Source organism: Sphingomonas alpina (genome assembly GCF_014490665.1).
In the GTDB taxonomy this organism is placed as follows: Bacteria; Pseudomonadota; Alphaproteobacteria; order Sphingomonadales; family Sphingomonadaceae; genus Sphingomonas; species Sphingomonas alpina.
The window spans coordinates 1,198,314-1,221,809 of record NZ_CP061038.1 but is presented as its reverse complement, the minus strand read 5'-3'; the positions used below and the strand labels follow the sequence as shown (position 1 = coordinate 1,221,809).

Genomic DNA, 23,496 nt, shown 5'->3' with positions numbered 1-23,496 from the left:
CCCGATCGCGTAACGTAAAGCCATGGTTCGAGTTCCAATTATTGTATGCGGTGCAGCCCTTATTTTGGCCGCAATCGCCCCCATTTCCGCCAATGCGCAGCGCAAATCCGCCGGCGAGCGAGCGCGCGTCGAAGCGCCTCTGCCGGTACCACCGCCTCCTTACGCGGTGTTCGCTGACCTGGTTCTGGCGGCCCCGATAATCGTCGATGCGGCCGTCCGAAGCACGACGCGAATCAAGGGGCCGGAGGCGTTAACCGTCCCTCAAGGCTTTGCCCGCCTGTACGTGCAGGCCGATGTTCAGGCACTGATTCGGAGCAGTGCACCATTGCCGCCCCGGATTGGGTATGTGCTCGACGTGCCGATCGATTCGCGTGGCAAATTGCCCAACCTGCGCAAGTTCCGCGTCCTGTTGTTTGCTCGTGCGGTGGCCGGCACGGCCGGACAGATTCAGCTGGTCCGCCCCGATGCCCAGCGCGCCTGGACTCCGGGAGCCGACGAGCTGACCCGACGTATCACGACCGAAACGCTGGCGGTCGATGCGCCCCCCACGGTCACCGGCATCGGCAATGCCTTTCATACGCCCGGCAATTTGCCCGGCGAGGGGGAGACTCAGATCTTCCTGACTACTGCAGACAGCCGCCCCGTCTCGCTGAACATCACACGCCGCCCGGGCGAGCAGCGCCGCTGGTCGGTGTCGCTGAGTGATGTGGTGGAACAGGCGGCGCCGCCGCCGGCTCGCGACACGTTGCTATGGTATCGGCTGGCCTGCGCCCTGCCGGCAGCATTGCCGAATACCGCGCAAGACGGGGAAGACGCCGCGATCGCGCGGGAAGATTATCAGTTCGTCATCGAAGCGCTCGGCCGATGCGACCGGGGTTCAGGCCGCTGAACCTATTGGCCCGCCCGCTGCAATACTCTCAAGCGATGCGCAGTACCTGACCGGTCGTCGATTCGGCCTCGCACAGGAACCGCGCCGCGGCAACGCCGTCCGCAATCGACGCTTCCCGGGTCAGATCGAGCGCACCGATTCGCTGCCCGGGAGCAAGTTCTACCGCCAGCGGTCCGATAGCGGCTATCAGCGCCGCGCGATCGACGGGGTTCAATTCGGGCCCGGCGAGGATGAGAATCATCGCCGCCGACGAGCGCCGCACTGCCTCCACCACGTCCCCGATCGGGACAGTCGCAGCGAGAATCCAGGCCGAATCGACCGCAGCGGTAACGGCAGACAGCATATCGCCGGGTACCGGCGCTGCGGTCATCGCCGGTGGCGCGTCAACGTGATGCCGATCGATTCGCCTGCTTCGGCGATCGCCAGCTTGACGATCTTCACGACGACTTTCGACACGCGCTTGTCCTGCAGGAACAGCGTCTCGGCGATATGATCGGCCACGCCCTCGATCAACGTGAAATGCACGCCATCGGGGAGCGCGGTGGTCGCTGCATGCCGCAGATCCATATAGTTTTTCGACGCGTGCAGCGGCGTATCCGCGGCGAATCGATCCGGACAATCGATATCGACGGTCATGGAGATGCGCAGCGGCTGCGGCAGATGCGTCTCCTCGGAATAGATTCCTGTCAGCACCTGAACGTCGAGATCATGTACTTCGAGGCTGAGACTGTCGTCCAAGCGCGGCCCTTTCACTGGCGGAAGCGCGCGCCATAGCAGATGCCGCGCTGCGCGAAAGCCACGCGTCTTTCCGGCTCATTCTTCTTGCGTTCAGCTGCATAGCTCCTACAGCGCGCGGCCCCGTGAAAAAATGCGCGGGCAGGAGCAGAACCGTGATCGAGATCGTGCCCATTGCCGAGGTCAGCAACGATGCCGTCGAGCAGCTGCTCGACCGCGCGTTCGGCACGGACCGGCATGGCCGAACCGCCTATCGCATCCGCGACGGCATACCCGCCCTCCCCGCGTTGAGCTTCGCTGCGTTCGACACGGGTGCGCTGATCGCCACGATCCAGTGCTGGCCGGTTCTGTTCACCGGCGATGACGGCGACCTCGTGTCGATGGTGATGGTCGGGCCGGTGGCGGTGGAACCGGCGCGGCAGCGCGACGGAATCGGCCGGATGCTGATGCGCCACGCGCTGGAAACCGCCGATGCGCGCGGCGAAGCAGATGCGCTGATGCTGATCGGCGATCCCGAATATTATAGCCGCTTCTTCGGATTTTCCGCCGAGCGCACCACTGGCTGGCGTGTACCCGGTCCGGTTGAACGCGCGCGATTGCTGTCGCGAGGGGACCGGGTACCGACCGGTACAGGGTCGCTGGGCCCGCGCGTCCTTGCCTGACACTTGCTCCCTTATACTGTCGCCTGCGCTTTACCGGGGCGCGGGGCTGGCCTACCGCTTCTTCCATGCCGATGCCCCCCGTTCCGGATCTCGCCTCGCTGTCGTTGACCGATATCGCGCGCCTCGCCGAAGAAAATAAGCTGCCGCCCGTCGATCGCTGGAATCCGACGCACTGCGGCGACAGCGAGATGCGCATCGCACGCGACGGGACCTGGTTTCACCAGGGGGCGCCGATCGGGCGGCAGGCGATGGTGCGACTCTTCTCGACGATCCTGCGGCGCGAGGAAGATGGCAGCTATGTGCTGGTCACCCCGGTCGAGAAACTCGACATCGCAGTCGAGGATGCGCCGTTCGTCGCGGTCGAGATGAAAGCCGAAGGCGAAGGGCATGCTGCCCGACTCGCCTTTCGGCTCAATACCGGCGATCTGGTGACGGCTGGCCATGATCATCCGCTGCGCTTCGAAACGCGCGAGGACGGGCCCCGTCCCTATCTCCACGTCCGTGGCGGGCTGGATGCGCTGGTCGCGCGGCCAGTCTATTATGAACTCGCCGCCATCGCGTTGTCCGGCGGCGATTCGCCGCCCGGCATCTGGAGCGATGGCGCTTTTTTCCCGCTGGAGCCGGCCGCATGAGTCTTGTCGAACGGCTACGTCACGCCCTGGATACGGGCAACGCGACCGACACCGTGCTGCTGACCGGCGATCACCGCGATCCCGAGCTCGATTCGGCCACGGGCACGGCGCGCGCCGCGGTGCTCATCCCGGTGACCGACCGTGCCGACCCGGGAGTCATCCTCACCCAGCGCCCCGACACGATGCGCCGCCATGCCGGCCAGATCGCCTTTCCCGGCGGACGAATCGATTCGGGTGACGTGGATGCGATCGCCGCGGCGCTGCGTGAAGCCGAAGAGGAAATCGCCCTGCCCCGCGCCCGGGTGACGGTGATCGGTACGGCGGATCGCTATCGTACGGTGACGGGGTTTGACGTGACCCCGGTGATCGGTGTCGTGCCGCCCGATCTGGTGCTGGTGCCGAATGCCGCCGAGGTTGCCGACGTGTTCGAGGTGCCGCTCGGCTATCTGCTCGAATCCGCCAATCATGTCGAAGCGACCACCGAATGGCAGGGACGCAACAGGCATTATTACGAGATCAACTGGAACGGCCGCCGTATCTGGGGCGCGACCGCCGCGATCATCGTCAATCTGTCACGGCGGCTGCGATGGAGCGCGTGACCCTGCCCGACGCGGCGTGGCGAGCACGCGCCGGCCTTGACCGGCTGTGCGCCATTCTCGGCGCAGCGGACGGCAATGCCCGATTCGTCGGCGGCGCGGTGCGCGATACGTTGCTGGGCATCGATGTCGCCGATGTCGACCTGGCTACGCCGCTTGCCCCCGACGATGTGCTCGACCGGCTGAGGGCGGCGGGCATCAAGGCGATCCCGACCGGCCTGGCGCATGGCACGATCACGGCAGTGCTGCCCGACGGATCGCCGGTCGAGGTGACCACGCTGCGCCGCGACGTGTCGACCGATGGCCGGCATGCGGTCGTCGCCTTTACCGACAATTGGCGCGAAGATGCCGCGCGGCGCGATTTCACCATGAATGCGCTCTATGCCGACCCGCTGACCGGAGAGCTGTTCGATTATTTCGGCGGGCAGGACGATCTGGCGGCGCAACGCGTGCGCTTCATCGGCGACCCGCTGCAGCGGATCGCCGAGGATCATTTGCGCATCCTGCGCTTTTTCCGCTTCCATGCGCGGTTCGGCGACGAACCCGACGACGCGGGTCTCGCGGCCTGCGCGGCGCGCGCCAATGACCTGATGGCATTGTCGCGCGAGCGCATTGCCGCCGAACTCGTCAAATTGCTGGTCGCCGTCCATGCCGTACGGGTGGTCGCGTTGATGGTCGATCGCGGCATTTTCCTGCCCGTCCTGCCCGAAATCGATCGCGCGGGGGTCGACCGTTTGACGACATTGGCGGCGCGTGAATCCGCCGCAGCGATCGCCCCTGCCGCGATCCGGCGGCTGGCGGCGCTGCTGCCGCGCGATACGGCAATCGCCGAAGATGTCGGCGCGCGGCTCAAACTGTCCAAGGCGGATCGCCGGCGCCTGATCAGCGCGGTCGAACCGATCGGCGATGAACCGGCCGAGGTGATGTCCTACCGGATGGGAACCACACTCGCCATCGACCGGATATTGCTGTCCAATCGCCCGATTGAAGACCTTGCTCACCTGGCCGACTGGAGCGCGCCCTCCCTGCCGCTGACCGGCGGCGCGCTGGTCGAGCGCGGGGTCAGCAAGGGGCCGGATGTCGCGAAATTGCTCCGCCTTGTCGAAGAGCAATGGATTGCCGAAGGCTTTCCCGATGCGGCGCGCGTGACGGCGATCGCCGACATGACGGTCGCTCAGTGGGCGCTCGCCTCCAGATAGGCGAAGGCCGCATTGGCCTCGAGCGCCCGGGCATAGACATAGCCCTGGCCATAGGTGCAACCGAGCGCAGCCAGCGTCTGGCCCAGCTCGTTGGTTTCAATGCCCTCCGCCGTGGTCTTCATGCCCAGTGCCTGGGACAGGCTGAGAATCGCGCGGACGATGGCGATCTTGTCGCGATCGGCCAGCATGCCGGTGATGAAGCTGCGGTCGATCTTGAGGATGTCGATCGGCAGCTTCTGAAGATAGGCCAGATTCGAATAGCCAGTACCAAAATCGTCCATTGCGATGGTCGTGCCCAGGCTCTTCAGCGCATGCATGATCGCCGCGATCCGATCCGGATCGGTGACCAGCGCACTTTCGGTCAGTTCCAGCGTGAAGCGCGAACCCGCAAGGCCGTTGAGCGACAGCGCCCGTTCGACGACGGGGGCGATCGCGTCGCGCTGCAGCTGAATCGCCGACAGGTTGACGGCCAGCTTGACGCCGCAATCGCCACCGGCCTGCTCATCCCAGCCGGCCAAGGTGCGCGCCGCTTCCTCGATCGCCCAGCGACCAAGCGGGACGATCAGCCCGGATTCTTCCGCGACGGGAATGAAATCATTGGGCGAATGCTGCACGCCGTCCTCGTCGGTCCAGCGCGCGAGCGCTTCGAACGAGACGATGCGCCCGGTCGCGAGATCGCAGATCGGCTGATAGGTCAGGCGCATCAGGCCATTCTCGATCGCGCGGCGCAGCGCGGTTTCCATGCCGAACTGTTCGCGCGCGATGTCGAACGCCTGAGTCTGATACGCCTCGGCCCGGCCGCTGACCTTGGAGCGCTTCACCGCGAACTGCGCGTGACGGATCAGCTCCTCCGCATCCTCGACCTCGGACGAGCCAAAGGCGATGCCGATCGAGCAGGCGACGCGAATCTCGAAGTCCGACAGGCGGAACGGCGTGGCGAGCGCGCTCTGGATGCGGCGCGCGACATGATCGGCATCGGCCGGCCCCTCTTCGAGCGTCAGCAATATGCCGAATTCGTCCCCGCCGGTGCGGGCGAGAATGTCATGTGCGCGAAGCGCGCCCTTCAGGCGACGCGCCACGGTGATCAGCAATTCATCACCCGCCATCGACCCGAGACAGGCATTGACCCGGCTGAAGCGATCGAGATCGAGCACCAGCACGGCATAGCGCGCGCGCTGCTCCTCATCCGCCATCAGCGCTTCGAGCCGATCGGAGAAGCCGGCGCGATTCGACAGGCCGGTCAGGCTGTCGGTCATCATTTCGCGCCGCAGATTATGTTCGGTGCGCAGTTCCGATGTGTGATCGACCAAAGTCACCAGGCAGCGGCGTTCGTCGTTGCGTGCCAGCCGCGCGAGCGTCACGCGATAATAACGGCAATCGACGCTGTCGCCGAATTCCCATGGAAATTCCTCCCGCAGCGCGTCGCCATCGATAAAGGCCTGAAGGCGCTGACCGATATGCGCGATGAAAGGCGATTGTTCAGGCGTGGTGCCGAGGCCGGCGAGCCGGAACGGATGATTGACGGTCAGCAGCAGAAACTGGCCTTCGCGGTGCGCGACGAGCGCGGCGGGGATCGGCAACAGGTTGATCGCCGCCGCCGCCATGTCGAGCGCGGGGACAGAAGTAGCCATCGCCGCCGGGGCCTCCGGCTGCTTCGGTTTGAACAGGTTGAGAGGCTTTGTCAGCGCCATTGGATCAGCGCCTAACCCAACTTCGTTAAAGCCCGCTGAAAATTGACTTATTTTACGAACGTTTCGATCAGAAGCGATTGTCACGCGGAAAGCCCGTCGGCGGCATCCGTCCCGCCGCGCCGCGCGCCGCGCGCCAGGGAGCGAGATCGGTCTCGGTGCGAACGCGCCCGGTGTCGCCGCCCATCGGCCAGCTCAGCCCCGATGCGAAGACGAACGTCGTCGCATCGGACAAGCCGCCATCACCATAACGCTGCAGCTGTACCCCCTGCCCGCGCGCCAGTTCGGCCAGTTCGGCGAGCGGAAACACCAGCAGGCGGCGATTATCGCCGATCGCCGCGACATAGTCGGCGCCCGGCGTCACCGGCCGCACGACCTTCAGCTTCGCCCCGATGCGCGGCGTGACCACGGTCTTGCCCTTGCGAGTCTCGGCAATGGTGTCGGCGGTGCGCACGACGAAGCCGCGGCCATCGGTTGCTGCCACGATCAGCTTTTCCGCAGCACTCGCCGGCAACAGGCCGACAATGCCGGTCTCTCCATCGAGGTCGATCATCAGCCGCACCGGCTCGCCGAAGCCACGCCCGCCCGGCAATTTGTCGGCCGCGAGCGTGTAGAAACGGCCGGTTTCGGCGGCGAGCAGGATCTTGTCGGTAGTCTGCGCCGGGAAGGCGAACATCGGCCCGTCGCCCTCCTTGAACTTCTGCGCGGCGATGGTCGCTTCGTCGGCATGGCCCTTCATCGCGCGGATCCAGCCGCGCTGCGACATGATCACGGTGATCGGTTCACGCTCGATCATCGCCTCGAGTGGAATGTCGCGCGCCGGCGCGGCTTCCTCGACGGTGGTTCGGCGCTTGCCGAGCAATGTATCGGGACCATAGCGCTCGCGCAGCCTGCCCATGTCCTTCTTCAGCCGGGTGCGCTGCCGCGCATCGCTGCCAAGCAGCAGTTCGAGCCCGGTCTTCTCCGCCTCGAGCCCGTCGCGCTCCTTGCGGATCTCCATCTCTTCCAGCTTGCGCAACCGCCGCAGCCGCATGTCGAGGATCGCCTCGGCCTGGCGATCGGTCAGGCCGAATTCGGCGATCATCACCGGCTTGGGCTCATCCTCGGTGCGGATGATCTCGATCACGCGGTCGAGATTGAGATAGGCGATGAGATAGCCGTCGAGCAGCTCGACCCGGTCGCTGATCTTGCCCAGCCGGTGCGCGGTGCGGCGCTGCAGCACGATGAACTGATGCTCGACCCAGCCCTGCAGCGCCTCGCGCAGCGACATGACGCGTGGGGTGCGGCGCGAATCGAGCACGTTGAGGTTGAGGCTGACGCGGTTTTCGAGGTCGGAGAGCCGGAACAGGCTTTCCATCAGCATGTCGGGATCGACCGTGCGGCTGCGCGGTTCGATGACGATGCGGATCTCGCTGTCGGATTCATCGCGGATATCGGCGAGGATCGGCAGCTTCTTGTCGTTGATCAGCCCGGCGATCTGCTCGATCAGCTTGCCCTTGGCCACACCGTACGGAATCTCGGTGATGATCGCGTTCCAGCCGCCGCCTTTTTCGCGCTCGATTACCCAGCGCGCGCGGACGCGGAAACCGCCGCGCCCGGTGGCATAGGCCTCGGCGATCGAAGCAGCGCTGTCGACGACCAGGCCTCCGGTCGGGAAATCCGGGCCCTTCACATGCTCCAGCACCTGCGCATCGGTCGCACCGGGCTGATCGATCAGCAGGATCGCGGCGTCGAACAGTTCGGCGGCATTGTGCGGCGGGATGCTCGTCGCCATGCCGACCGCGATGCCGGCGGCGCCATTGGCGAGCAGATTTGGGAACAGGCCAGGGAAGAGCTCGGGCTCCTGCTCCTCGCCATTATAGGTCGGGCGGTAATCGACGGCGTCCTCGTCGAGGCCGTCCATCATGTCGATCGCGACCTGAGTCAGCCGCGCCTCGGTGTAGCGATAGGCGGCGGCGTTATCGCCGTCGATATTGCCGAAATTGCCCTGCCCGTCGACCAGCGGGTAGCGCATCGCGAAACTCTGCGCGAGGCGGACCATCGCGTCATAGACCGACTGATCGCCATGCGGATGATATTTGCCGATCACATCGCCGACGACGCGGGCGCATTTCTTGTAGCCCTGTGCCGGATCGAGCTTGAGCAGCCGCATCGCCCATAACAGGCGGCGATGCACCGGCTTCAGCCCGTCGCGGACATCGGGCAGCGAGCGCGCGGTGATCGTGGACAGCGCATAGACGAGATAGCGATCGGACAGCGCACTGTCGAAGGGCGCATCGACAATGGCGTTGAAGGCATCCGGGAATTCATCCGGCACGGCGTCGGTCACATCGCTGGTCATCCCCTTGCCGATAGCAGCGCGGATCGGCGGTGGCGAGAGTGCAGCGGTGGACGGGCGTCAGCGGGTTTGAGGTTGGCGCGCGGGTTTCCCATGGCTGATGGAATAGCGGGGGTTCGAGCGCGGTTGAATCGTGCCGTGTGTGGGGCGTGGGACCGGGAGGAGAGGCATGGAACAGGGGAGATATGTTACACCGGATTGTACCATATCCCCGGCGCGTCATCCGGGCGTGATGTCGTGATGTGAAGCGATCCGCTCAACGGCAATGCTGAAGGATCGGGAGTGACGACCGGAGAGATATGTTACACCCCTTTTGTAACATATCTCCGGTGTGGCGTGCGCAGTGATTTGCAATATATCTTTGTATATTCAATGAGATAGATGGAATATTTGATGACCCATGGCGCAAGGCGCCCCGCAGCGCGCTAATTCGCTATCTGGCCGTTTGCCGACTGACGGCCTTCGGGTGACGAGTTCGGGAGGCCGCCATTCGTTCAGCTGGCGGCTGTATCCAGAGCCCCAAGGCAGACATTCAGGTCAGTTGAACCGCCCCCAACAGCGGGCGTCCATTCATGCTATCAGGTCGACCGCTTCCGGAACGCGCGATCGTTGATCGGAACGGCCTGCACTGGTGGAAGAAGTCGTATACCTGTTATGGAGCGTCATGGTTCATACGCGTAGTCTGGCTGGCATCGTCGAAATCGACGGCCTGAAATATGAGTGGCAGCTCCAGCGGGAGCCGCAATTCACGGCGGACGGCTGGAAGGGCATGACGGTCTCACTCCGGCAGATAGATACCCAGCGCGAGGCGTTCCTGGAATTCCCCACACCCAAACGCCTGTTGAAAGGGCTGCCCAAGGGCCGTTCCCAAATAAACGACGTGATTGCCGCCCGAGGCGTTCGCGCAGCGTTATCGGCGGGGTGGGAGCCGGCATCTCGGGGCAAGCCGATGGTTTTCATGGTAGATGCAAACGGCGATTAATCATCGACGCCCGCCGGCAGTTGCGCGGCGGTGAGGACCCACATTCGGACACGCGTAGCGGCTTATGCGGCTGCCAATAACGGACGTTCGTTCAGACACAGCTGGCGGCTGGAACTGGGCCGGGTCCAGACTGGCAGCTTTCGAGAAGCTCTAAATGAATAGCTGACCGTCGTTCAGGATCGTGCGAAAGCGTCAAAGACGCAGAAACGGCCGTTCATGCGTGCAGTTCGGCTGCGCCTTTGCTACGCTCAGCGACGACGACGAAGGGAGCGCGATGAAGGGCGATTGGGTTAAGCATGGATCGCCGACCGCACCCGTCGTCGTATTCATCCACGGTGTTCTGTCGAGCGGCGAGAGTTGTTGGCGGCACGAAAGCGGAGCATATTGGCCAGACATTGTCGCCGCCGATCCAGAGATGTCGGACCTTAGCGTCTACGTCTTCACTTACAGAACCGGCTTCTTCTCTGGTGGCTACCACCTTTCCGACGCTGTTGATGCATTGAAGGAACATCTCGCTCTCGATGGAATAACCGGCTCGGCGGGAATAGTGTTCGTGTGCCACAGTATGGGCGGGATTGTGGCTCGCAGGTACTTGGTGTCGCGAGCCACAGAGCTGATCGAGCGTCAGGTACAAGTCGCGATCTTCCTTCTGGCGTCTCCGTCGCTTGGAGCAGACTATGCTGACTGGCTTAAGCCGCTCGCAAAATTCCTTGGACACTCTCAGGGTGACGCTCTGCGTTTCGCCCGATCCAACATCTGGCTCACTGACCTGGACCGTGATTTCCTGAACCTGAAGGAGCAGGGTCGCCTCTCCATTGTAGGGAAGGAGTTGATCGAAGATCGGTTTATCGCCGTACGTTGGCTTTGGCGCAAGCAGGTAGTCGAGCCATTCTCTGGGGCGAGATATTTTGGTGAGCCTTATAAGGTACCCGAGTCAGACCACTTCTCAATCGCGAAGATCGACGATGAACATGCGATTCAGCATCGCCAGCTTAAACGGTTCGTCGCAGAATGGCGCCGGACCAATATAACAGCGACGACGTCCAGTAAGTCCACCGAGCGAAATCCTGTAAACCCAGTAGAAACAGACGAGGACTCATTGTCTGTCTTCGTAAACGATACGGCTGCTGAGGAGTTACAAGGCCTAGGCCCAGACACTGGGTCTTCTCAAGCCTCGATTTCTGTCGTCGATGGGGCGATTTCCCCCACCTCTCACGTTAGCCTAGAGGTAATCATGAGTGACCCCACAATTCGGCATCTCATCGACCGCTTCTGGGATCTGGACGCAAGCGACCGGCGCGAGATCGCGCTCGAACTTGGCCTAATTAGTGAAGGGGAAGTCGACCTGCCGGAGCCACAGCGCTACAACATTGCACTGATCCGCGCCTCCGAGCGCAACCTTCTCGACCGGCTGGAGCAGTTGGTCGACGAGCGAGAATGAAGAAATGGGAGCGGACCTGAATATGCACGCTGACTTTCCAAAATTGTTCTCCGAGATTTCGACCGACGGCGCGCAGCGAGATCTGCGCTGGGCCGGGATCGAGGCATTCGCCGGGACCTATACGAAAGCGCGGGTCGAAATGCTCGCGCGCCTCGCCTTCGACACCAAGCCACCGCCTGGCGGTCATCAGCAGGAGGATCTCGCCACGGCACTGGGCGCATTTCACAAGGTGTTCTTGGACGCCGACCCATCGATCGAGCAGGGCAAGAGGCAGGATCAGATACTCTCGGCTGCTGCACTGATGCGCTACTTCGCGACCAAGTCCACGGCGGCGATGGTCGTGACCACCACCGCCTGCGGAGGGGCACGCAAGGCTCAGCTACCGATCGACTTCGTGACGGCGGCCGAGAACGCGCTCTCCCTTCTCGCAGCCAACCGGCGACGGCGGCCCGACCTCAACAAGGTCAAGGTCGAAGCGCCCGAGGTCGAATACGAGCTCGACTTCTCCGAGGCTCAGCCGAGCTCTCCGACGACCTTCCAAGGCGTTTTCGATCAGATCGCCAATGCCGTGGACCAAGCGTTTGCCGATCTCGTCGCCAAGTTCAACAAGTCCACGGAGCTTCTCATCGACGCCGGGAAAAAGGCGGACGAGGAACTGGACATGCTCTCCTGGGTGTTCGGGCAAAGGGCTCAGCTGCCGGACGAGGCCTTCGCCGACGTTCCGGCAAATCAGAAGCCGCTCGTGTTCGCACGGGATCTGGCTTCGCTGACCACAATCTATCCCGGACCAAACTCGGTGCCTGCGCTACTTTCGCGCGCAGGAGTCAAGTCCACCGGCAAGCTGAGCATCGTCGATGCGGTGAACGCGGTCTCGGACAGATGGACAGCGGCGGTTCTGAAGGACCGTTCGCCGTCTCCCGCGACCACGCCCATCCACTTTGCGCTCGCGAAGCGCCAGGAGACGGGGGCTGGCGATGAGTGGACTGCCGGCTGGAGCGCGATAACTGGCATCGAACCTGGTGCGGCCTTGCCTCCAATTGCACTCGCGGAACTCTTCTACCGCGAAATCCTCTGGCTGCGCTGACCCTCGATGGCCGAGACAGAGGTGATCTGCGCGAACCGGGAATGCCGCATCGCTCAAGGCGGGAGATGCATCGAAGGTCACGACGACCTCGCCAAGTGTCCCCACTACGGCAAGGAGCCGGAGGAACTCGACGAGGACCAAGATGACGACGGTCTGACCCTGGTCGACACTTTCGACGGTGTGCATCTTCCCGACGCGCTTCCGCTGGAAAGCGGCCGCGCCGACCGCGTCCTCGCGATGCTGCCAGCACGCATGATCGGCGTGATCGGGGTCCACGATTCTGGCAAGACGAGCGTCATCGCCGGCCTGTTCGACCTCTTCCAGCTGGGCCCGGTTTCCGGCGCCTCGTTCGCGGGATCCTCGACGCTACACGGTCTCGAGATCATCTGCCATGATGCGAGGGTCGCGTCGGAGCGGGACGAGCCGCATTCCGAACGCACCAAGCGGGGCGAGGTCAGATTCTACCACATCGACGTGCGCCGCGACGGCGCGCTCCAGTCGCTGCTGATCGCAGACCGGTCAGGCGAAGAATACGAGGAGGTCTCCGACCTCGCCGCGAATGCGACCGCTATGTTCGAGCTCCGGCGCGCGGACGTTATCACCGTCCTCGTGGATGGTCGGCGGCTATCGTCTCCAAGCGACCGAGCGGACGTAATGGGCGCCATACCGCTCATCATCCAAGGCATGGTCGAAAACGGCGCATTCGAACGCAAGCCCAATCTCGCGATCATCCTGACCAAAGACGACGCCGTGCAGGCATCGTCCCGCAAGGACCGCGTCGAGCAGGACTTCCGCTCCATCGTCGACGGCATTAAGGACGCCTTCGCCGACCATTTCAGCGATTTCAGTTCCTTTGTCACATCGGCCTCACCGAAGGATACCAACGTCATGCGTGGATCCGGATTGGCGGAGATGCTGGGCTTTTGGCTGAAGCCCAGCGTCGAACCGAAAGGCCTCCGCCTCCGGTATCGAAACGGTCGCGTCTTCGATGGCCTCATGCCCGCGGAGACAGATCTTGGCTGATTCAGAGAAGCGCCAGGTCTCGATCTCGATCATCGGGTTGCCCGGCTCTGGCAAGACGACCTTCCTCGCCGCCCTGTGGGAACTCGTGGGCGAGCGGCGCGTCACCAAGGTGCTCACCTTCGACACGATCGGAGAGAACGACCACAGTTATCTGCGAAAGATCGTCGGCGTCTGGCGCAAGGCGACCGAACAGGCCCGCACTCGTCTTACCGGTCCCAGCGCCGTGAGGATGAACCTGAAGGATGCCGAAGGGAACGTGGTACAGATCACGATGCCGGACGCTCCCGGCGAGGACTTCCGCGCGATGTGGGAAGACCGCGAACTCGGACGGGTTTTGGGTGAGACCCTCGCCGACGGGAACCTCCTCCTCCTCGTGAACGGCAACAAGGTGAAGGCGCCTGCCTGGGTCGCGGAGCGTGCCGCGCAGCGCAGGGCCACGGGCAGGGAGAAGGTTGAAGCCCTCCCCAAGGAATGGCATCCGAGTCACGCACCGACCCAGGTGCAGCTGGTGGATCTGCTCCAACTGATCTCCCACGCCCCCGTCGGAACCGCGGACCGGAAAATCGTCGTCATGATCAGCGCATGGGATAAGGTCGAGGGCGAGAAGCTCGCGCCGGATGCCTTCCTGCGAGAGAACCTGCCCTTGCTCGCGCAATACCTCGAAGCCGGCCGCGACGGCTGGGCGAGCCGGGTATACGGCGTCAGCGCCCAGGGCGGCGAGTACGACGGCAACGACGCCAATGCCGAACCGGTCGAAGGGGAAGCACCGAAGAAGGCTAGAAAGGGCCGCGACGCGGATCGACTGCGCGAGGTGGGCATACCGGCGAATCGCATCCGCCTTGTCTTCGGCGAGAAGGAGTCGAACGACCTGACCGAGCCTCTGCAATGGCTGATGCATTGAGCCCCGATCCAATCAAGGTCGACCAGACGCTTCACGGCTACAGCGAGGGCCACCGTCTCATCGACGGATCACTCAAGCTGCCGCAGCCCGACGCGCGCACGATGCTAGTACTGAGCGACGCCTCTGGCAGCGGCAGCAGGCTCCCACCGGACGGCTATCTCACCGGCTACCCGCTCGCAGAGTCGGGTAAGTACGTCCTTGCCAGGACCTGGGCGGCCCCTGAGATGAGCCGCCCGGGCTGCGTGTGGACCCATTCCCTGCTGATCGACTTCGCGGATCTCGCGCGCCTCAGGTCGGCGGACGACCTGCTCAATAGCTTCCGGCGTCCCTCCGAAACGGGCGGCGTCGGTTTCGCCGCCCGCCTCGAAGTCGAGACCGCGAGGACGCCGACGGCGGTGCCGCCGGTCCACCTGAGGCGGGCCGGACTGTGGGCCAGCGCGCTCTACGGAAAGCCGAGGGGCAGGATCGTCGCCGAACGCGACGGTCCGGGGGACGACGAGCTCGTCGCTGCGATATGGATGCAGCAATGGCCCCGCCTGCGCCGCGCCTTTCGCTTCTGCTCGTTCTCGACGGAAGACCGGTCCACTTCGGCCGACATATTCGATCTCCAGCTCATGGACGCCGGAAGATCGAGCCGCTCGCGGATCCCCGACGGTGTGATCGCTTCGATGGTCGACCACAGCGAGTGGATCAACATGCTTCTCGACGATCTCGAGCTGCCCAAGCGATCCGGCCTGCGGCAGTTCCTGCGCGACGTGGGATCGGATGTGACCAATGGCCGGGCGGCGATGGTCACGCTGGTAGATTTGTACGCCGCATTGGAGTCGAATGCCGGTCCATCGAAGCTGACCGACGCCGTCGCGAGGCTTGAGGGCCTAGGATCGGGTCAGGGCCGGGTGGGGCGAGCCGCGGCTGCGCGCGTTGTCTTCTCCCGGCCGGGCCTGAATGACTCGCGACTATTTGACTTCGCGTTGGAGCAAGTGCGCACTGAGCGTAACCTCCTCGAGATTGATCCGGTCACCATCGGCAGGGCGCTACTGCGGTGGAGACCGGAGCTGCTCGCCGAAGGCATCGGCGATGGCGATCCCCTTCAGGAGGCGATCGAAGCTGCAGTCATGGAAGCCAGCTCCGACGAGTTGGTGGACCTCGTCGAGACGGTTCCCGGGGCCGCCACGGCATTGCTTCCTCTCCGCCAGGACCTCCTTGAGCAGGCATCATTCTGGCGGATTGCATCAGTCGATGCGCAGCGTCTGATCGCCTCCTTTGATCCAGAGTTAGATCAGGCCGCTCGTATCGTCGGCGCACTCGTGGATGCAGGACGTGACGACTGCTCCTCGGCCGTGGTCGTCCGCTTCGGCATCGCTCCGGTGGTTGCCGCCCTCTCCAAGCTGGACGTCGCCGGAATCCGCTCCGGCATGGGGTGGGTGCGCGCCATCGCTCGGCAGACTGACGATCTAGCCAAGGGTATGGCGGATGGAACTGTCTGGCACAGGCCGCTTCTTTTCGCGCTGGCGGAGGTGCTCGACCCCGATTCGGTACCGAACAGCGTCGGCACCGACCCGTGGGTGATTGCGGTCGAGCGTTCGAGGACGTCGGGCGATGCGCACGGCGAGGACCTGCTCGCCGCGTGCCTCTTTACTCGTGCCAGAGGATGGCGTTCTCGATCCGCAGGTAGGCTCTTCTTCCTGTCCGTTCAGCGTCTCCACGAGGCCATGGCCTCCGCACGTCTAAGCGACCAGGCATGGCGCATCGCCAAGCTCAGGCTACCGTATGGATCGATGTGGAGGGATTGGGACCAGTGCAAGAAGCTCCGGCACGCGGTGGTTGATAGCTTCATCGACCGGGATCTGCCCCCGATCGAGTTCGGAACGGTCGTGGATGACGGCAAGCTCTGGGAGGAGCTGGTCGACCTTGCCGCTGATAATTCGCGGGGGCGCAGGTATCTGGATAAGGTGCGCAGCGCACTCCGAAGTGGTGGAGAAGCTTGGTGGGCCGAGCGCGTTAGGCTGATCGATCGCAAGGTCAAATAGTATGAAAGCTGCGAATGCCGTTGCTAAAACGGCTCTTCGGAGCTCAAGGTCCGCTGCGGGTCTGTTCAGCGATCAAGCAAGCGCATCCGCCCACGACTCGATCGAGCCGCACCGTGAGGCTTCATGCTGCCGACGATTTTAGCCTAAACGAAGGGCCACTTTATCCGGTCTGGGCACCAAACCGGCCGGCCCGGTTTCACCAACCACGTCTGCATACGGCGCATGAACAAGCGACGGCTTTTAGGATCGGCCACCGGCGCGGCAAATGACCGAAATTAAGGCGCGTAGCTGCCGACCCGGCATCATGAACGAACGGCCGCTTACCTTATCTCGCCGCCCGAAAGCCGACGGGCCGGTTTCCACCAATCTTGCCGGGGGCGCCACATGAATAGATGTCCCTTTTCAACGTCGGATCGGGGGGGCGCTGGACGGCAGCAACTGGGCGCATAGCTGACGATTCTTAGCGATGCCCAATGACACGCCGGATCCACCGCCGGGCTGGTCAGGTGTTGGCTCAGAGGCTAGCCTGGACCGTGACAGGGACGTTCCGCCAAAATGATGCTCGCACTTCTCCTGCAAGCCGGCTCGCCTCTCCCGCCGTCAGTGACGCTGGGCGAGGCCGCGGCGATGTCGCCGACCTCCCTTGCCGGTCGCTTGATGCCCGACCGCAAGCTTGGCCCGATCGTAGATGTCATATTCAACGGCCAGGGTGCGCTGACACCCCCAAGCAAAAGCCTCAATCGGCTCTGGCTAGTCGAGCAGATGGTGCCCTTCGACGCCACGCTCTGTCGGTCACACGTATTCAACATTGAGATGAAATCCGATCCTGACGCGAAGCCCTATGTCGACGCGGTGCCGACCCATCCGGTGAAGATCGAGGAATATGATCGACTCTGGGTGCCCCCGACCGGCGTGGCGACCGCTGCAACATGTGCCGCTGCTCCCGCGCAGGAATCAGGTTTCGGAACCGGTGGCCTCAGTCTACAGCAAGCCGCCGCTCTGGTTGCGCAGGCCCGCAATGCCTTTGCGCTCGCCCCCCGGCCAGGCAAGATCGCCATCAGTTGCAAGGGCGATAAAGGTGCGTGCGGCTCGAACCCTAGGAAGACCTTGGCAGCAATTGATTGGGGCACACTCGCCTTCGTCGAACAAGTAAACTCAAAGGGTGACGGTTATTATGTCGGCGACCGCAAACCCGCCGATGCGCCATGGGGTCCGGCACATGTTCAGTTCACCTTTCCATACGCTGCCGACGGGGCAACCTGGGTGGTCACCGTGGATCGCAAGCCGGCGATAGCTGCCGCGCGCATGGACGCTCAATGGGCCATCTACGAATAGACCGTCGTAAGCCGTTAGGCGCTGCCGTACCCGCTTTTGCGATCGCAGCAGGGTCATAACAGCCGCTACACCCAGCCGGCTTCTTTCAGCACCGGGGCATGGGTTCGGCTCACCGGCACCATGACGCCGCCGACAAGGCGCATCTCGCCTGCGCCACGCCGCCAGCGCACGTCCTCCACCGCGTCGGCCGCTACCCACCATGAGCGGTGGACACGCCAGCCATCAATATTTCGGGGACACTATACTAAATTATCTGCGAAGTTTCTCTATCCGGAAATACGGCATGAGACCTGTGCTTCAGGTCCGAATAAAGGCTGCCAATTCGTCGGGAGTGCCCTTGGGGAACGCTTCTCTGAGATAGTCGAGAAAGGCGGAAACGCGGGCGTTCAACAGGCGCCGCGAAGGATATAGCGTCCACAAGGCGGTATCTGGTGCATCGACATCAGCCCAGTGCACTAACCTGCCAGCGGTCAGGTCATGGCTTACGAGCGATACCGGCAGCCGTGCCGCACCCACACCCGAGATGACGGCATCGCGAACCATGATGAGCGATGAAAGGCTGAGAACTGGAGAGAAGGCGATCGTTGTCGGCCCCGCGTCCGATTTGATGTTCCAGGACGAATGCCCGCTGTCCGAGCCCCGCACGACCGCCGGAGCGACCTCTCCGTCTCGCGGTCGCGCCACTTGCGGGCTCGCCACGATCACAAGCCGATCACGCATGAAAACCCGTCCCACCAAGCTTTCGTCGGAACGCGGGCTGACGCGAATAGCCAGGTCATACCCTTCCTCCACCATGTCGACCGCCCGGTCTTCGGTCGTGACCTCCAGGCTTACGTCCGGATATCGGAGCGTGAATCCTGCCGCCAGCTTCCCCATCGCAAGTTGAGCGAAGAGCAACGGCGCAGTGATCCGCAAATGTCCACGCGGTCGCCCATCTCCCGACGCAACCACCGCGACCGTTTCCTCTACTTCCTTCAGCAAGGGGCCGGTTCGCTCGTGCAACGCCTTTCCCTCCTGCGTGAGTTTGAGCGCACGTGCCCCGCGCTCAAACAAGCGAAGGCCAAGACTGCTCTCCAGTTCGGCAACGCGCCGGGAGAGCGTTGCCTTGGGGCGGCCCGTTGCGCGCGACGCTTTTCCGAAACCGCCATGCCGAGCGACCAGGTTGAAGTCGGTGAGGGCGAGTATGTCCATGCGTTCCACCAGTGAGACGGGGTGTCCATATATGGCAGCTACCGGTGCGTTTGTGGATCCCTAAATATGTGCTGTCGATTTGATACAAGCAGGAGTGACCTACATGACTATCCTCGTTACCGGCGCGACCGGAACCGTTGGCCGCAATGTCGTCGATCAGTTGATCAAGCGCGGCGCTGATGTGCGCGCTCTCGTCCGCGATCCCTCAAAGGCCAATTTACCTGCCGGCGTTGCCGTCGCCAAAGGCGACCTGCTTGACGTCGATGCGGTGCGCGCTGCCTTCTCGGGCGTGTCCACCCTGTTCTTGCTCAACGCGGTGGTGCCCGACGAGTTTACCCAGGCGCTGATCGCCCTCAATCTGGCCCGCGAGGCCGGGATCGAGCGGATCGTCTACCTGTCGGTGATCCACAGCGACATCTACGTGAACGTGCCGCATTTCGCCGGCAAGTTCAGTGTCGAGCGCATGCTCGAGCAGATGGGCTTCAACGCCACCATCCTGCGCCCTGCATACTTCATCAATAACGATCACTCGGTGAAGGATGTGGTGCTCGGTCACGGTGTCTATCCGATGCCGATCGGCGATAAAGGCCTTGCGATGGTCGACGTGCGTGATCTCGGCGAGATCGCAGCCATCGAGCTCATTCGCCGTGAGGAGGCAAGTGAGCCGCTTCCCCTCAAGCGGATCAACGTCGTTGGTCCCGACACGCTGACCGGTGCCAATATCGCTGCCATCTGGTCGGATGTTCTTGCGCGGACGATCCACTACGGAGGCAATGATACCGCTGCATTCGAGCAAAACCTCCGAAATTACGCACCAAGCTGGATGGCGCTGGACATGCGCCTGATGACCGAGCGTTTCCTGGTGGACGGCATGGTCCCGGAGGCAGGGGATGTCGATCGCCTGACCGGCATGCTGGGACGGCCGCTCCACTCCTATCGCGACTTCGCCGCGGAGATCGCCGCTTCGGCCTGATCGTTCTGCATGACTGAATGCTGGCTGTCGGCGCTCATGCGACGCCGACAGCTCGGCTATGCCATGCAATGCGGCATTTGAGCGCCTCACCCCTCATCGCGATTGCCGCGCATATCAGATGCGCCTAACCGCCGCAGCATAACGCGACGAGGGTGATATGATCGATTTTTCCGGGCTTCAGGCCACCAGTGCAATCACGGACGAGTGGAAATATCCTGCGGCCGATCCCAACCGGAGCGGGCTGCTTCAGGTCGATACCGCGCCCGATCACAAGCTCTACTGGGAGGAATATGGCAACCCGGCCGGGGAGCCCGTCATGGTGCTGCACGGCGGACCGGGCGGCGCCTGTGCGCCGGTCATGGCGCGCTTCTTCGATCCCGCGCGCTATCGCATCATCCTGTTCGACCAGCGCGGATGCGGCAAGAGCGAGCCCACCGTCGCCAAGGCAGGCCCGACCGTCGCGCTGATCCGCAACACCACCGACTATCTGGTGGAGGATATCAACGCACTGCGGGCGGCGCTCGGCATTACCGGCAAGATGCATGTTTTCGGTGGCAGCTGGGGCAGCACGCTGTCGCTGGTCTATGCGATCCGGCACCCGCAGCATGTTGCGTCGCTGATTCTGCGCGGCATCTTCATCGGCGCGCGCGAAGACCTGCACTACATGTACCAGGGCAATGCCGCGACCTTTGCCGAGGCGCCTTTTGCGCTCACCGAGCCGGGTAGCTACGTCACCTATCCCGACGAATGGAAGGCGTTCGTCGAGGTCATTCCCGCCGGCGAGCGCGGCGACATGATGGGCGCGTACAAGGCGATCTTCGACATGGTTCCGGCGAGCGACGCCGACCGCGCGCTTCAGCTACGCGCCGCGCTGGCCTGGTCGATCTGGGAAGGGGCGATCTCCAACCAGATCCCCAAGGACGACGATGCGGGCAAGTTCGGGGATGCCGAGTTCGCCTTGTCCTTCGCACAGATCGAAGCCCATTTCTTCGCCAACCACCTGTTCCTGGAGCCGGATTATATTCTCGGCAATGTCGACCGGATCGCCGGGATACCGATGCATATCGTGCATGGCCGCTTCGATCAGGTCTGCCCGCTGACCCAGGCATCACGCCTGATCGATGCCCTGGCCGCGGTCGGCGCGGCGCCGGTCAGCTATGTCCGGACCAATGCCGGGCATAGCGCGATGGAGCTGCAGACGGCGCTGGCGCTGAGCGCGATCATGGATGGGCTGGCGCCGATCCGCTAGACGGCCCTGCGTGGACATTCCGTGATCCAGCGGTAAGCTCGAAAGCTGCTCGCCCGACGGAGTTGATGAACTCTGCTGTGGGGCGCCAATGCCTGGAGGTCTCGTGGCAGATATTTTCCCCCATGGCACCGTCCATCAGGCAGGTGACGACCTTCAGGCCGCAATTCGATCGGATCCCGAAATCCTTGCGCTGTGGGAACGCCTCACGCCGCTGGGGCGGAATGAATTCATCTGCTGGGTCGATGACGCGAAGCAGTCAATGACGCGCGCGCGTCGGATCGAGCGAACTTGCGAGGAATTGGCGGAGGGAAAGAAGCGGCCCTGCTGCTGGGTGGGCTGCATTCACCGCACCGACAAGCCGCCAAGCCGATGGCAGCAGGCGGTCCTGATCGATAAGGAAAAGAAGCATCCCTAACCGGCCTGCAGGACGGCTTCCGGGGTCAGCGAACGTCGCATTGAACAGCGAAAACCCGGCGTAAAGCAGCCAATTCCCCGCTTGGCAAAGAGCTCAAATAGCCACCTCCAGAGTGTCGGGCATTCGGAGGCTCGAAACATTCGGTGGAATTCTCACTCATCCGCCGGTTGACAACAAAGCCCATCCACCACGCCTTGCTTCACCGGCGAGCCCGCGGCGCCGGTGGCGTGCCGCCGGCCGCCAGGTAAGCCGTGGCCATGCGCTGATCATATCCTTGCTGGCTCTGGCCGTTGTAGCCAAGTGCGAAAGAGAGCCAGTCCTTCGTGCGAACAAAGCCCATCAGGTTGTTGTCGTTGCAGAACGCGACAAAGGATCTCAGGTGGTTGGCCTCCGAGACATACATCGCCTCCACGAAGCTGCGGACATTGGGCCAGCCGCTATGGTTGGATCCCAGCACCTGAAACTTGCCCCAGGATGCCGATTTCAACGCCGCATCGACATCCAGGACCATGGCTTCGCGCAAGCGCTGATATTGATCCCAGCCATAATAATTGCTTGCCGTCCGCCATTGGCGGGCCGGTACCGACAGATGGGGATGAGTGGTGTTGAAACGATTGCCCGAATGGCCGCTGAAATGATGCGCTTCGAACAGGATTTTGGGCCGGCCCTGACTGTCGAAACCGGATCGCCCGCCGCTTTCGACGACCGCCACCGCCTTGATCGCGGCAACCTCGACATTTTGCTGAGTCGCGGCGGTCGAATAATCGGCCTCGGTCAATGCCGGCGGGATGCCCGTCGGCGTGGGCAGCGTCGCGGTCACGTCGGTCGGCATGGTCAGCAAGGGTCCGACGCGCCGCCGCCGCTCGACATCCAGCAACGCCAGGCGGACCTGTTCGACCAGGGCCGGGTCGGGGCGCAGCGGCAGAAGCAATCCGGCCGGATCGTTGAACGCCTGCCGGCCAATCTCCGACAAGATCGCCACGGTATCGATCGGCTCCGGCAGCGGGCGAAAGGCGGTGACCATGGCCGGGTACACCGTGATGGCCCGCAAGCGTTGCGGGCCGATAAAAGTGCCGAGCTCAACGCTTTCCGCCACCGTCAATGCTTCGAACACCTGCCGCAACTGGCTGGTCGAACCCGTCCGGATCGCGCCCAGAGCCGCGGGATAAGGGATGGTCACCCTTTTCTCCTGCCAAGCCGGGCGCGCACGGTTGCGGCATTTGCCGCCCCCTCCAGTCGTCGCTCGATATCGGGGCAGCGCAGGGCCTTCGTCGCGTCGATGCGATAGACCAGCGCGCGGTGCTGGGTGCCATGTTGCGGGCCGATCCGGCTGCTATCGTAAAGGATCACGATATCATTGCTCCGCGATCGAGCAGTGGGGACAAACAGCACCGCCTTTGGTTCGACCTGGAAAAAATCCGCATTCTCGTCCGGACCGGCCAGGATGAGCCGTTTACCCCGGCCAATGTCGAGCATGCCCGTGAAGGGAGCGCCGAACGGTTCCGCCGGCCGGGTCAGGGTAAGCGTCACGGCACGATAGGGCCCTGCCGAACCTTTGACGGGGGGATGCGCCAATTCTCGCCCGGCGAGCGCCGCTTGATCGGGGGCGGAAGATGCCGAAGCCGGCGCCGCCAAAGAGATCGGGACGGATAAGATCGGGGCAGATAGGATCAGGGCCGGCAAGATCAGGCAAGTCGCTGGAACGGATCTGATGCCCATGCCTCACCTCCGGGTCGAGATGGCCATAAAGCGTTGATTATACGAACACAGTCATCAACGCTGCCGCCGCCTTGAACCGCCGGACGCGGCCTTGGTTCCACAAATGATCCCGGCATTGGAAAAGGGCCGCGCCTCCTTTCGGAAATGCGGCCCTTTATCGTCATCAGATCAGCATTTGACGTTGTGACCCGCCCGAGTGCGGCAACGGACGACCTTGATCGGGTGTTTCCGCTTGAAATTGACGCTCGGGCGGAACGCCTTGTGACATTTGACATGATGACCACGAACATAGGTACGGCAGACCTTCGCGTTGGCCGGGATTGCCGACGTCACCGCAACACCTGCCAGAGCGATCGCCAACGCGATCCGTGTCATATCCTTCTCCTTTGCGGACGATCCGCCGGAAACAGTCTA

Annotated in this window: 24 protein-coding genes; 15 read left to right on the top strand and 9 right to left on the bottom strand. The window is 63.3% G+C overall.

Annotation, left to right across the window (positions count from 1 at the left end; genetic code table 11):
* Positions 1-64 precede the first annotated feature (64 nt).
* A complete protein-coding gene (locus H3Z74_RS05650) occupies positions 65-889 on the top strand; it encodes a hypothetical protein (protein WP_229726916.1) in 825 nt (274 codons plus the stop codon).
* A gap of 28 nt (positions 890-917) precedes the next feature.
* Here H3Z74_RS05650 and H3Z74_RS05645 read toward each other — a convergent pair whose 3' ends face one another.
* Together H3Z74_RS05645 and H3Z74_RS05640 are read right to left on the bottom strand one after the other, a co-directional pair.
* On the bottom strand, positions 918-1,259 hold the full coding sequence (locus tag H3Z74_RS05645; protein WP_187762972.1) for a Rossmann fold domain-containing protein: 342 nt from the start codon (positions 1,257-1,259) through the stop codon (positions 918-920).
* Positions 1,256-1,627, bottom strand: coding sequence for a dihydroneopterin aldolase (locus tag H3Z74_RS05640; protein WP_187762971.1), 372 nt, complete (start codon positions 1,625-1,627; stop codon positions 1,256-1,258). Before H3Z74_RS05640 ends, H3Z74_RS05645 begins: the two co-directional genes overlap by 4 nt.
* 152 nt (positions 1,628-1,779) lie before the next feature.
* Between H3Z74_RS05640 and H3Z74_RS05635 the strand changes: the two genes are divergently transcribed.
* The 4 genes from H3Z74_RS05635 to H3Z74_RS05620 all read left to right on the top strand — a co-directional run bounded on the left by H3Z74_RS05635 (position 1,780) and on the right by H3Z74_RS05620 (position 4,713).
* A complete protein-coding gene (locus H3Z74_RS05635; RefSeq protein WP_187762970.1) occupies positions 1,780-2,286 on the top strand; it encodes a GNAT family N-acetyltransferase in 507 nt (168 codons plus the stop codon).
* A 65-nt stretch (positions 2,287-2,351) separates the two neighbouring features.
* A complete protein-coding gene (locus H3Z74_RS05630; protein WP_187762969.1) occupies positions 2,352-2,918 on the top strand; it encodes a DUF1285 domain-containing protein in 567 nt (188 codons plus the stop codon).
* Positions 2,915-3,517, top strand: a complete 603-nt coding sequence (locus H3Z74_RS05625; protein WP_187762968.1) for a CoA pyrophosphatase — start codon at positions 2,915-2,917, stop codon at positions 3,515-3,517. The genes H3Z74_RS05630 and H3Z74_RS05625 overlap by 4 nt, the downstream gene beginning before the upstream one ends.
* Entirely contained in the window at positions 3,505-4,713 is a 1,209-nt protein-coding gene (locus tag H3Z74_RS05620) for a CCA tRNA nucleotidyltransferase (RefSeq protein ID WP_187762967.1), read from the top strand. The genes H3Z74_RS05625 and H3Z74_RS05620 overlap by 13 nt, the downstream gene beginning before the upstream one ends.
* Here H3Z74_RS05620 and H3Z74_RS05615 read toward each other — a convergent pair.
* Positions 4,689-6,344, bottom strand: a complete 1,656-nt coding sequence (locus H3Z74_RS05615) for a putative bifunctional diguanylate cyclase/phosphodiesterase (RefSeq protein ID WP_187762966.1) — start codon at positions 6,342-6,344, stop codon at positions 4,689-4,691. The two genes, H3Z74_RS05620 and H3Z74_RS05615, sit on opposite strands and share 25 nt — an antisense overlap.
* 127 nt (positions 6,345-6,471) lie before the next feature.
* Complete coding sequence (gene parC / locus H3Z74_RS05610; protein ID WP_187762965.1) at positions 6,472-8,742, bottom strand: DNA topoisomerase IV subunit A; 2,271 nt, start codon at positions 8,740-8,742, stop codon at positions 6,472-6,474.
* Positions 8,743-9,403: 661 nt separating this feature from the next.
* Between parC and H3Z74_RS05605 the strand changes: the two genes are divergently transcribed.
* The 7 genes from H3Z74_RS05605 (at position 9,404) to H3Z74_RS05575 (ending at position 17,535) form a co-directional block, all read left to right on the top strand.
* Positions 9,404-9,721, top strand: a complete 318-nt coding sequence (locus H3Z74_RS05605; protein WP_187762964.1) for a hypothetical protein — start codon at positions 9,404-9,406, stop codon at positions 9,719-9,721.
* Between the two features lie 274 nt (positions 9,722-9,995).
* Positions 9,996-11,162, top strand: coding sequence for an alpha/beta fold hydrolase (locus H3Z74_RS05600; RefSeq protein WP_187762963.1), 1,167 nt, complete (start codon positions 9,996-9,998; stop codon positions 11,160-11,162).
* A gap of 22 nt (positions 11,163-11,184) precedes the next feature.
* Positions 11,185-12,246 (top strand): GTPase-associated system all-helical protein GASH, encoded by a 1,062-nt coding sequence (locus H3Z74_RS05595; protein WP_187762962.1) that lies wholly within the window; start codon positions 11,185-11,187, stop codon positions 12,244-12,246.
* A gap of 6 nt (positions 12,247-12,252) precedes the next feature.
* On the top strand, positions 12,253-13,269 hold the full coding sequence (locus tag H3Z74_RS05590; protein ID WP_187762961.1) for a TRAFAC clade GTPase domain-containing protein: 1,017 nt from the start codon (positions 12,253-12,255) through the stop codon (positions 13,267-13,269).
* Complete coding sequence (locus H3Z74_RS05585; RefSeq protein WP_187762960.1) at positions 13,262-14,170, top strand: TRAFAC clade GTPase domain-containing protein; 909 nt, start codon at positions 13,262-13,264, stop codon at positions 14,168-14,170. The genes H3Z74_RS05590 and H3Z74_RS05585 overlap by 8 nt, the downstream gene beginning before the upstream one ends.
* On the top strand, positions 14,155-16,200 hold the full coding sequence (locus H3Z74_RS05580) for a GAP1-N1 domain-containing protein (RefSeq protein ID WP_187762959.1): 2,046 nt from the start codon (positions 14,155-14,157) through the stop codon (positions 16,198-16,200). Before H3Z74_RS05585 ends, H3Z74_RS05580 begins: the two co-directional genes overlap by 16 nt.
* A 558-nt stretch (positions 16,201-16,758) precedes the next feature.
* Complete coding sequence (locus tag H3Z74_RS05575) at positions 16,759-17,535, top strand: hypothetical protein (RefSeq protein WP_187762958.1); 777 nt, start codon at positions 16,759-16,761, stop codon at positions 17,533-17,535.
* Between the two features lie 65 nt (positions 17,536-17,600).
* Here H3Z74_RS05575 and H3Z74_RS24330 read toward each other — a convergent pair whose 3' ends face one another.
* Together H3Z74_RS24330 and H3Z74_RS05565 are read right to left on the bottom strand one after the other, a co-directional pair.
* On the bottom strand, positions 17,601-17,705 hold the full coding sequence (locus H3Z74_RS24330) for a LytTR family DNA-binding domain-containing protein (RefSeq protein ID WP_229726915.1): 105 nt from the start codon (positions 17,703-17,705) through the stop codon (positions 17,601-17,603).
* 127 nt (positions 17,706-17,832) lie between these two features.
* Complete coding sequence (locus tag H3Z74_RS05565; RefSeq protein WP_187762957.1) at positions 17,833-18,726, bottom strand: LysR family transcriptional regulator; 894 nt, start codon at positions 18,724-18,726, stop codon at positions 17,833-17,835.
* 160 nt (positions 18,727-18,886) lie between these two features.
* Here H3Z74_RS05565 and H3Z74_RS05560 point away from each other — a divergent pair, with 160 nt between their 5' ends.
* The 3 genes from H3Z74_RS05560 to H3Z74_RS05550 all read left to right on the top strand — a co-directional run bounded on the left by H3Z74_RS05560 (position 18,887) and on the right by H3Z74_RS05550 (position 21,363).
* The gene (locus H3Z74_RS05560; protein WP_229726914.1) at positions 18,887-19,699 is read left to right on the top strand and encodes an NmrA family NAD(P)-binding protein; all 813 of its coding nucleotides are present in this window, start codon (positions 18,887-18,889) and stop codon (positions 19,697-19,699) included.
* A 157-nt stretch (positions 19,700-19,856) separates the two neighbouring features.
* On the top strand, positions 19,857-20,948 hold the full coding sequence (pip, locus tag H3Z74_RS05555) for a prolyl aminopeptidase (RefSeq protein WP_229726913.1): 1,092 nt from the start codon (positions 19,857-19,859) through the stop codon (positions 20,946-20,948).
* A 103-nt stretch (positions 20,949-21,051) separates the two neighbouring features.
* Positions 21,052-21,363: a YdeI/OmpD-associated family protein gene (locus tag H3Z74_RS05550; RefSeq protein WP_187762955.1), complete on the top strand. Its 312-nt coding sequence runs from the start codon at positions 21,052-21,054 to the stop codon at positions 21,361-21,363.
* Between the two features lie 199 nt (positions 21,364-21,562).
* On the opposite strand, the gene H3Z74_RS05545 is transcribed toward H3Z74_RS05550, so the two are convergent.
* The 3 genes from H3Z74_RS05545 to H3Z74_RS05535 all read right to left on the bottom strand — a co-directional run bounded on the left by H3Z74_RS05545 (position 21,563) and on the right by H3Z74_RS05535 (position 23,457).
* A complete protein-coding gene (locus H3Z74_RS05545; RefSeq protein WP_187762954.1) occupies positions 21,563-22,543 on the bottom strand; it encodes an N-acetylmuramidase family protein in 981 nt (326 codons plus the stop codon).
* Positions 22,540-23,046 (bottom strand): hypothetical protein, encoded by a 507-nt coding sequence (locus tag H3Z74_RS05540; RefSeq protein WP_187762953.1) that lies wholly within the window; start codon positions 23,044-23,046, stop codon positions 22,540-22,542. The genes H3Z74_RS05545 and H3Z74_RS05540 overlap by 4 nt, the downstream gene beginning before the upstream one ends.
* 204 nt (positions 23,047-23,250) lie before the next feature.
* Positions 23,251-23,457 (bottom strand): hypothetical protein, encoded by a 207-nt coding sequence (locus H3Z74_RS05535; RefSeq protein WP_187762952.1) that lies wholly within the window; start codon positions 23,455-23,457, stop codon positions 23,251-23,253.
* Between the last annotated feature and the right edge of the window lie 39 nt (positions 23,458-23,496).

Excerpts from the sequence above, each read along its gene's own strand:
- H3Z74_RS05595 (WP_187762962.1), top strand. The coding sequence starts at position 11,185 with ATGCACGCTGACTTTCCAAAATTGTTCTCCGAGATTTCGACCGACGGC.
- H3Z74_RS05645 (WP_187762972.1), bottom strand. The coding sequence starts at position 1,259 with ATGACCGCAGCGCCGGTACCCGGCGATATGCTGTCTGCCGTTACCGCT.
- H3Z74_RS05625 (WP_187762968.1), top strand. The coding sequence starts at position 2,915 with ATGAGTCTTGTCGAACGGCTACGTCACGCCCTGGATACGGGCAACGCG.
- H3Z74_RS05590 (WP_187762961.1), top strand. The coding sequence starts at position 12,253 with ATGGCCGAGACAGAGGTGATCTGCGCGAACCGGGAATGCCGCATCGCT.
- H3Z74_RS05630 (WP_187762969.1), top strand. The coding sequence starts at position 2,352 with ATGCCGATGCCCCCCGTTCCGGATCTCGCCTCGCTGTCGTTGACCGAT.
- H3Z74_RS05600 (WP_187762963.1), top strand. The coding sequence starts at position 9,996 with ATGAAGGGCGATTGGGTTAAGCATGGATCGCCGACCGCACCCGTCGTC.
- H3Z74_RS05620 (WP_187762967.1), top strand. The coding sequence starts at position 3,505 with ATGGAGCGCGTGACCCTGCCCGACGCGGCGTGGCGAGCACGCGCCGGC.
- H3Z74_RS05575 (WP_187762958.1), top strand. The coding sequence starts at position 16,759 with ATGCTCGCACTTCTCCTGCAAGCCGGCTCGCCTCTCCCGCCGTCAGTG.
- H3Z74_RS05580 (WP_187762959.1), top strand. The coding sequence starts at position 14,155 with ATGGCTGATGCATTGAGCCCCGATCCAATCAAGGTCGACCAGACGCTT.
- parC (WP_187762965.1), bottom strand. The coding sequence starts at position 8,742 with ATGACCAGCGATGTGACCGACGCCGTGCCGGATGAATTCCCGGATGCC.
- H3Z74_RS05535 (WP_187762952.1), bottom strand. The coding sequence starts at position 23,457 with ATGACACGGATCGCGTTGGCGATCGCTCTGGCAGGTGTTGCGGTGACG.
- pip (WP_229726913.1), top strand. The coding sequence starts at position 19,857 with ATGATCGATTTTTCCGGGCTTCAGGCCACCAGTGCAATCACGGACGAG.
- H3Z74_RS05615 (WP_187762966.1), bottom strand. The coding sequence starts at position 6,344 with ATGGCTACTTCTGTCCCCGCGCTCGACATGGCGGCGGCGGCGATCAAC.
- H3Z74_RS05605 (WP_187762964.1), top strand. The coding sequence starts at position 9,404 with ATGGTTCATACGCGTAGTCTGGCTGGCATCGTCGAAATCGACGGCCTG.
- H3Z74_RS05565 (WP_187762957.1), bottom strand. The coding sequence starts at position 18,726 with ATGGACATACTCGCCCTCACCGACTTCAACCTGGTCGCTCGGCATGGC.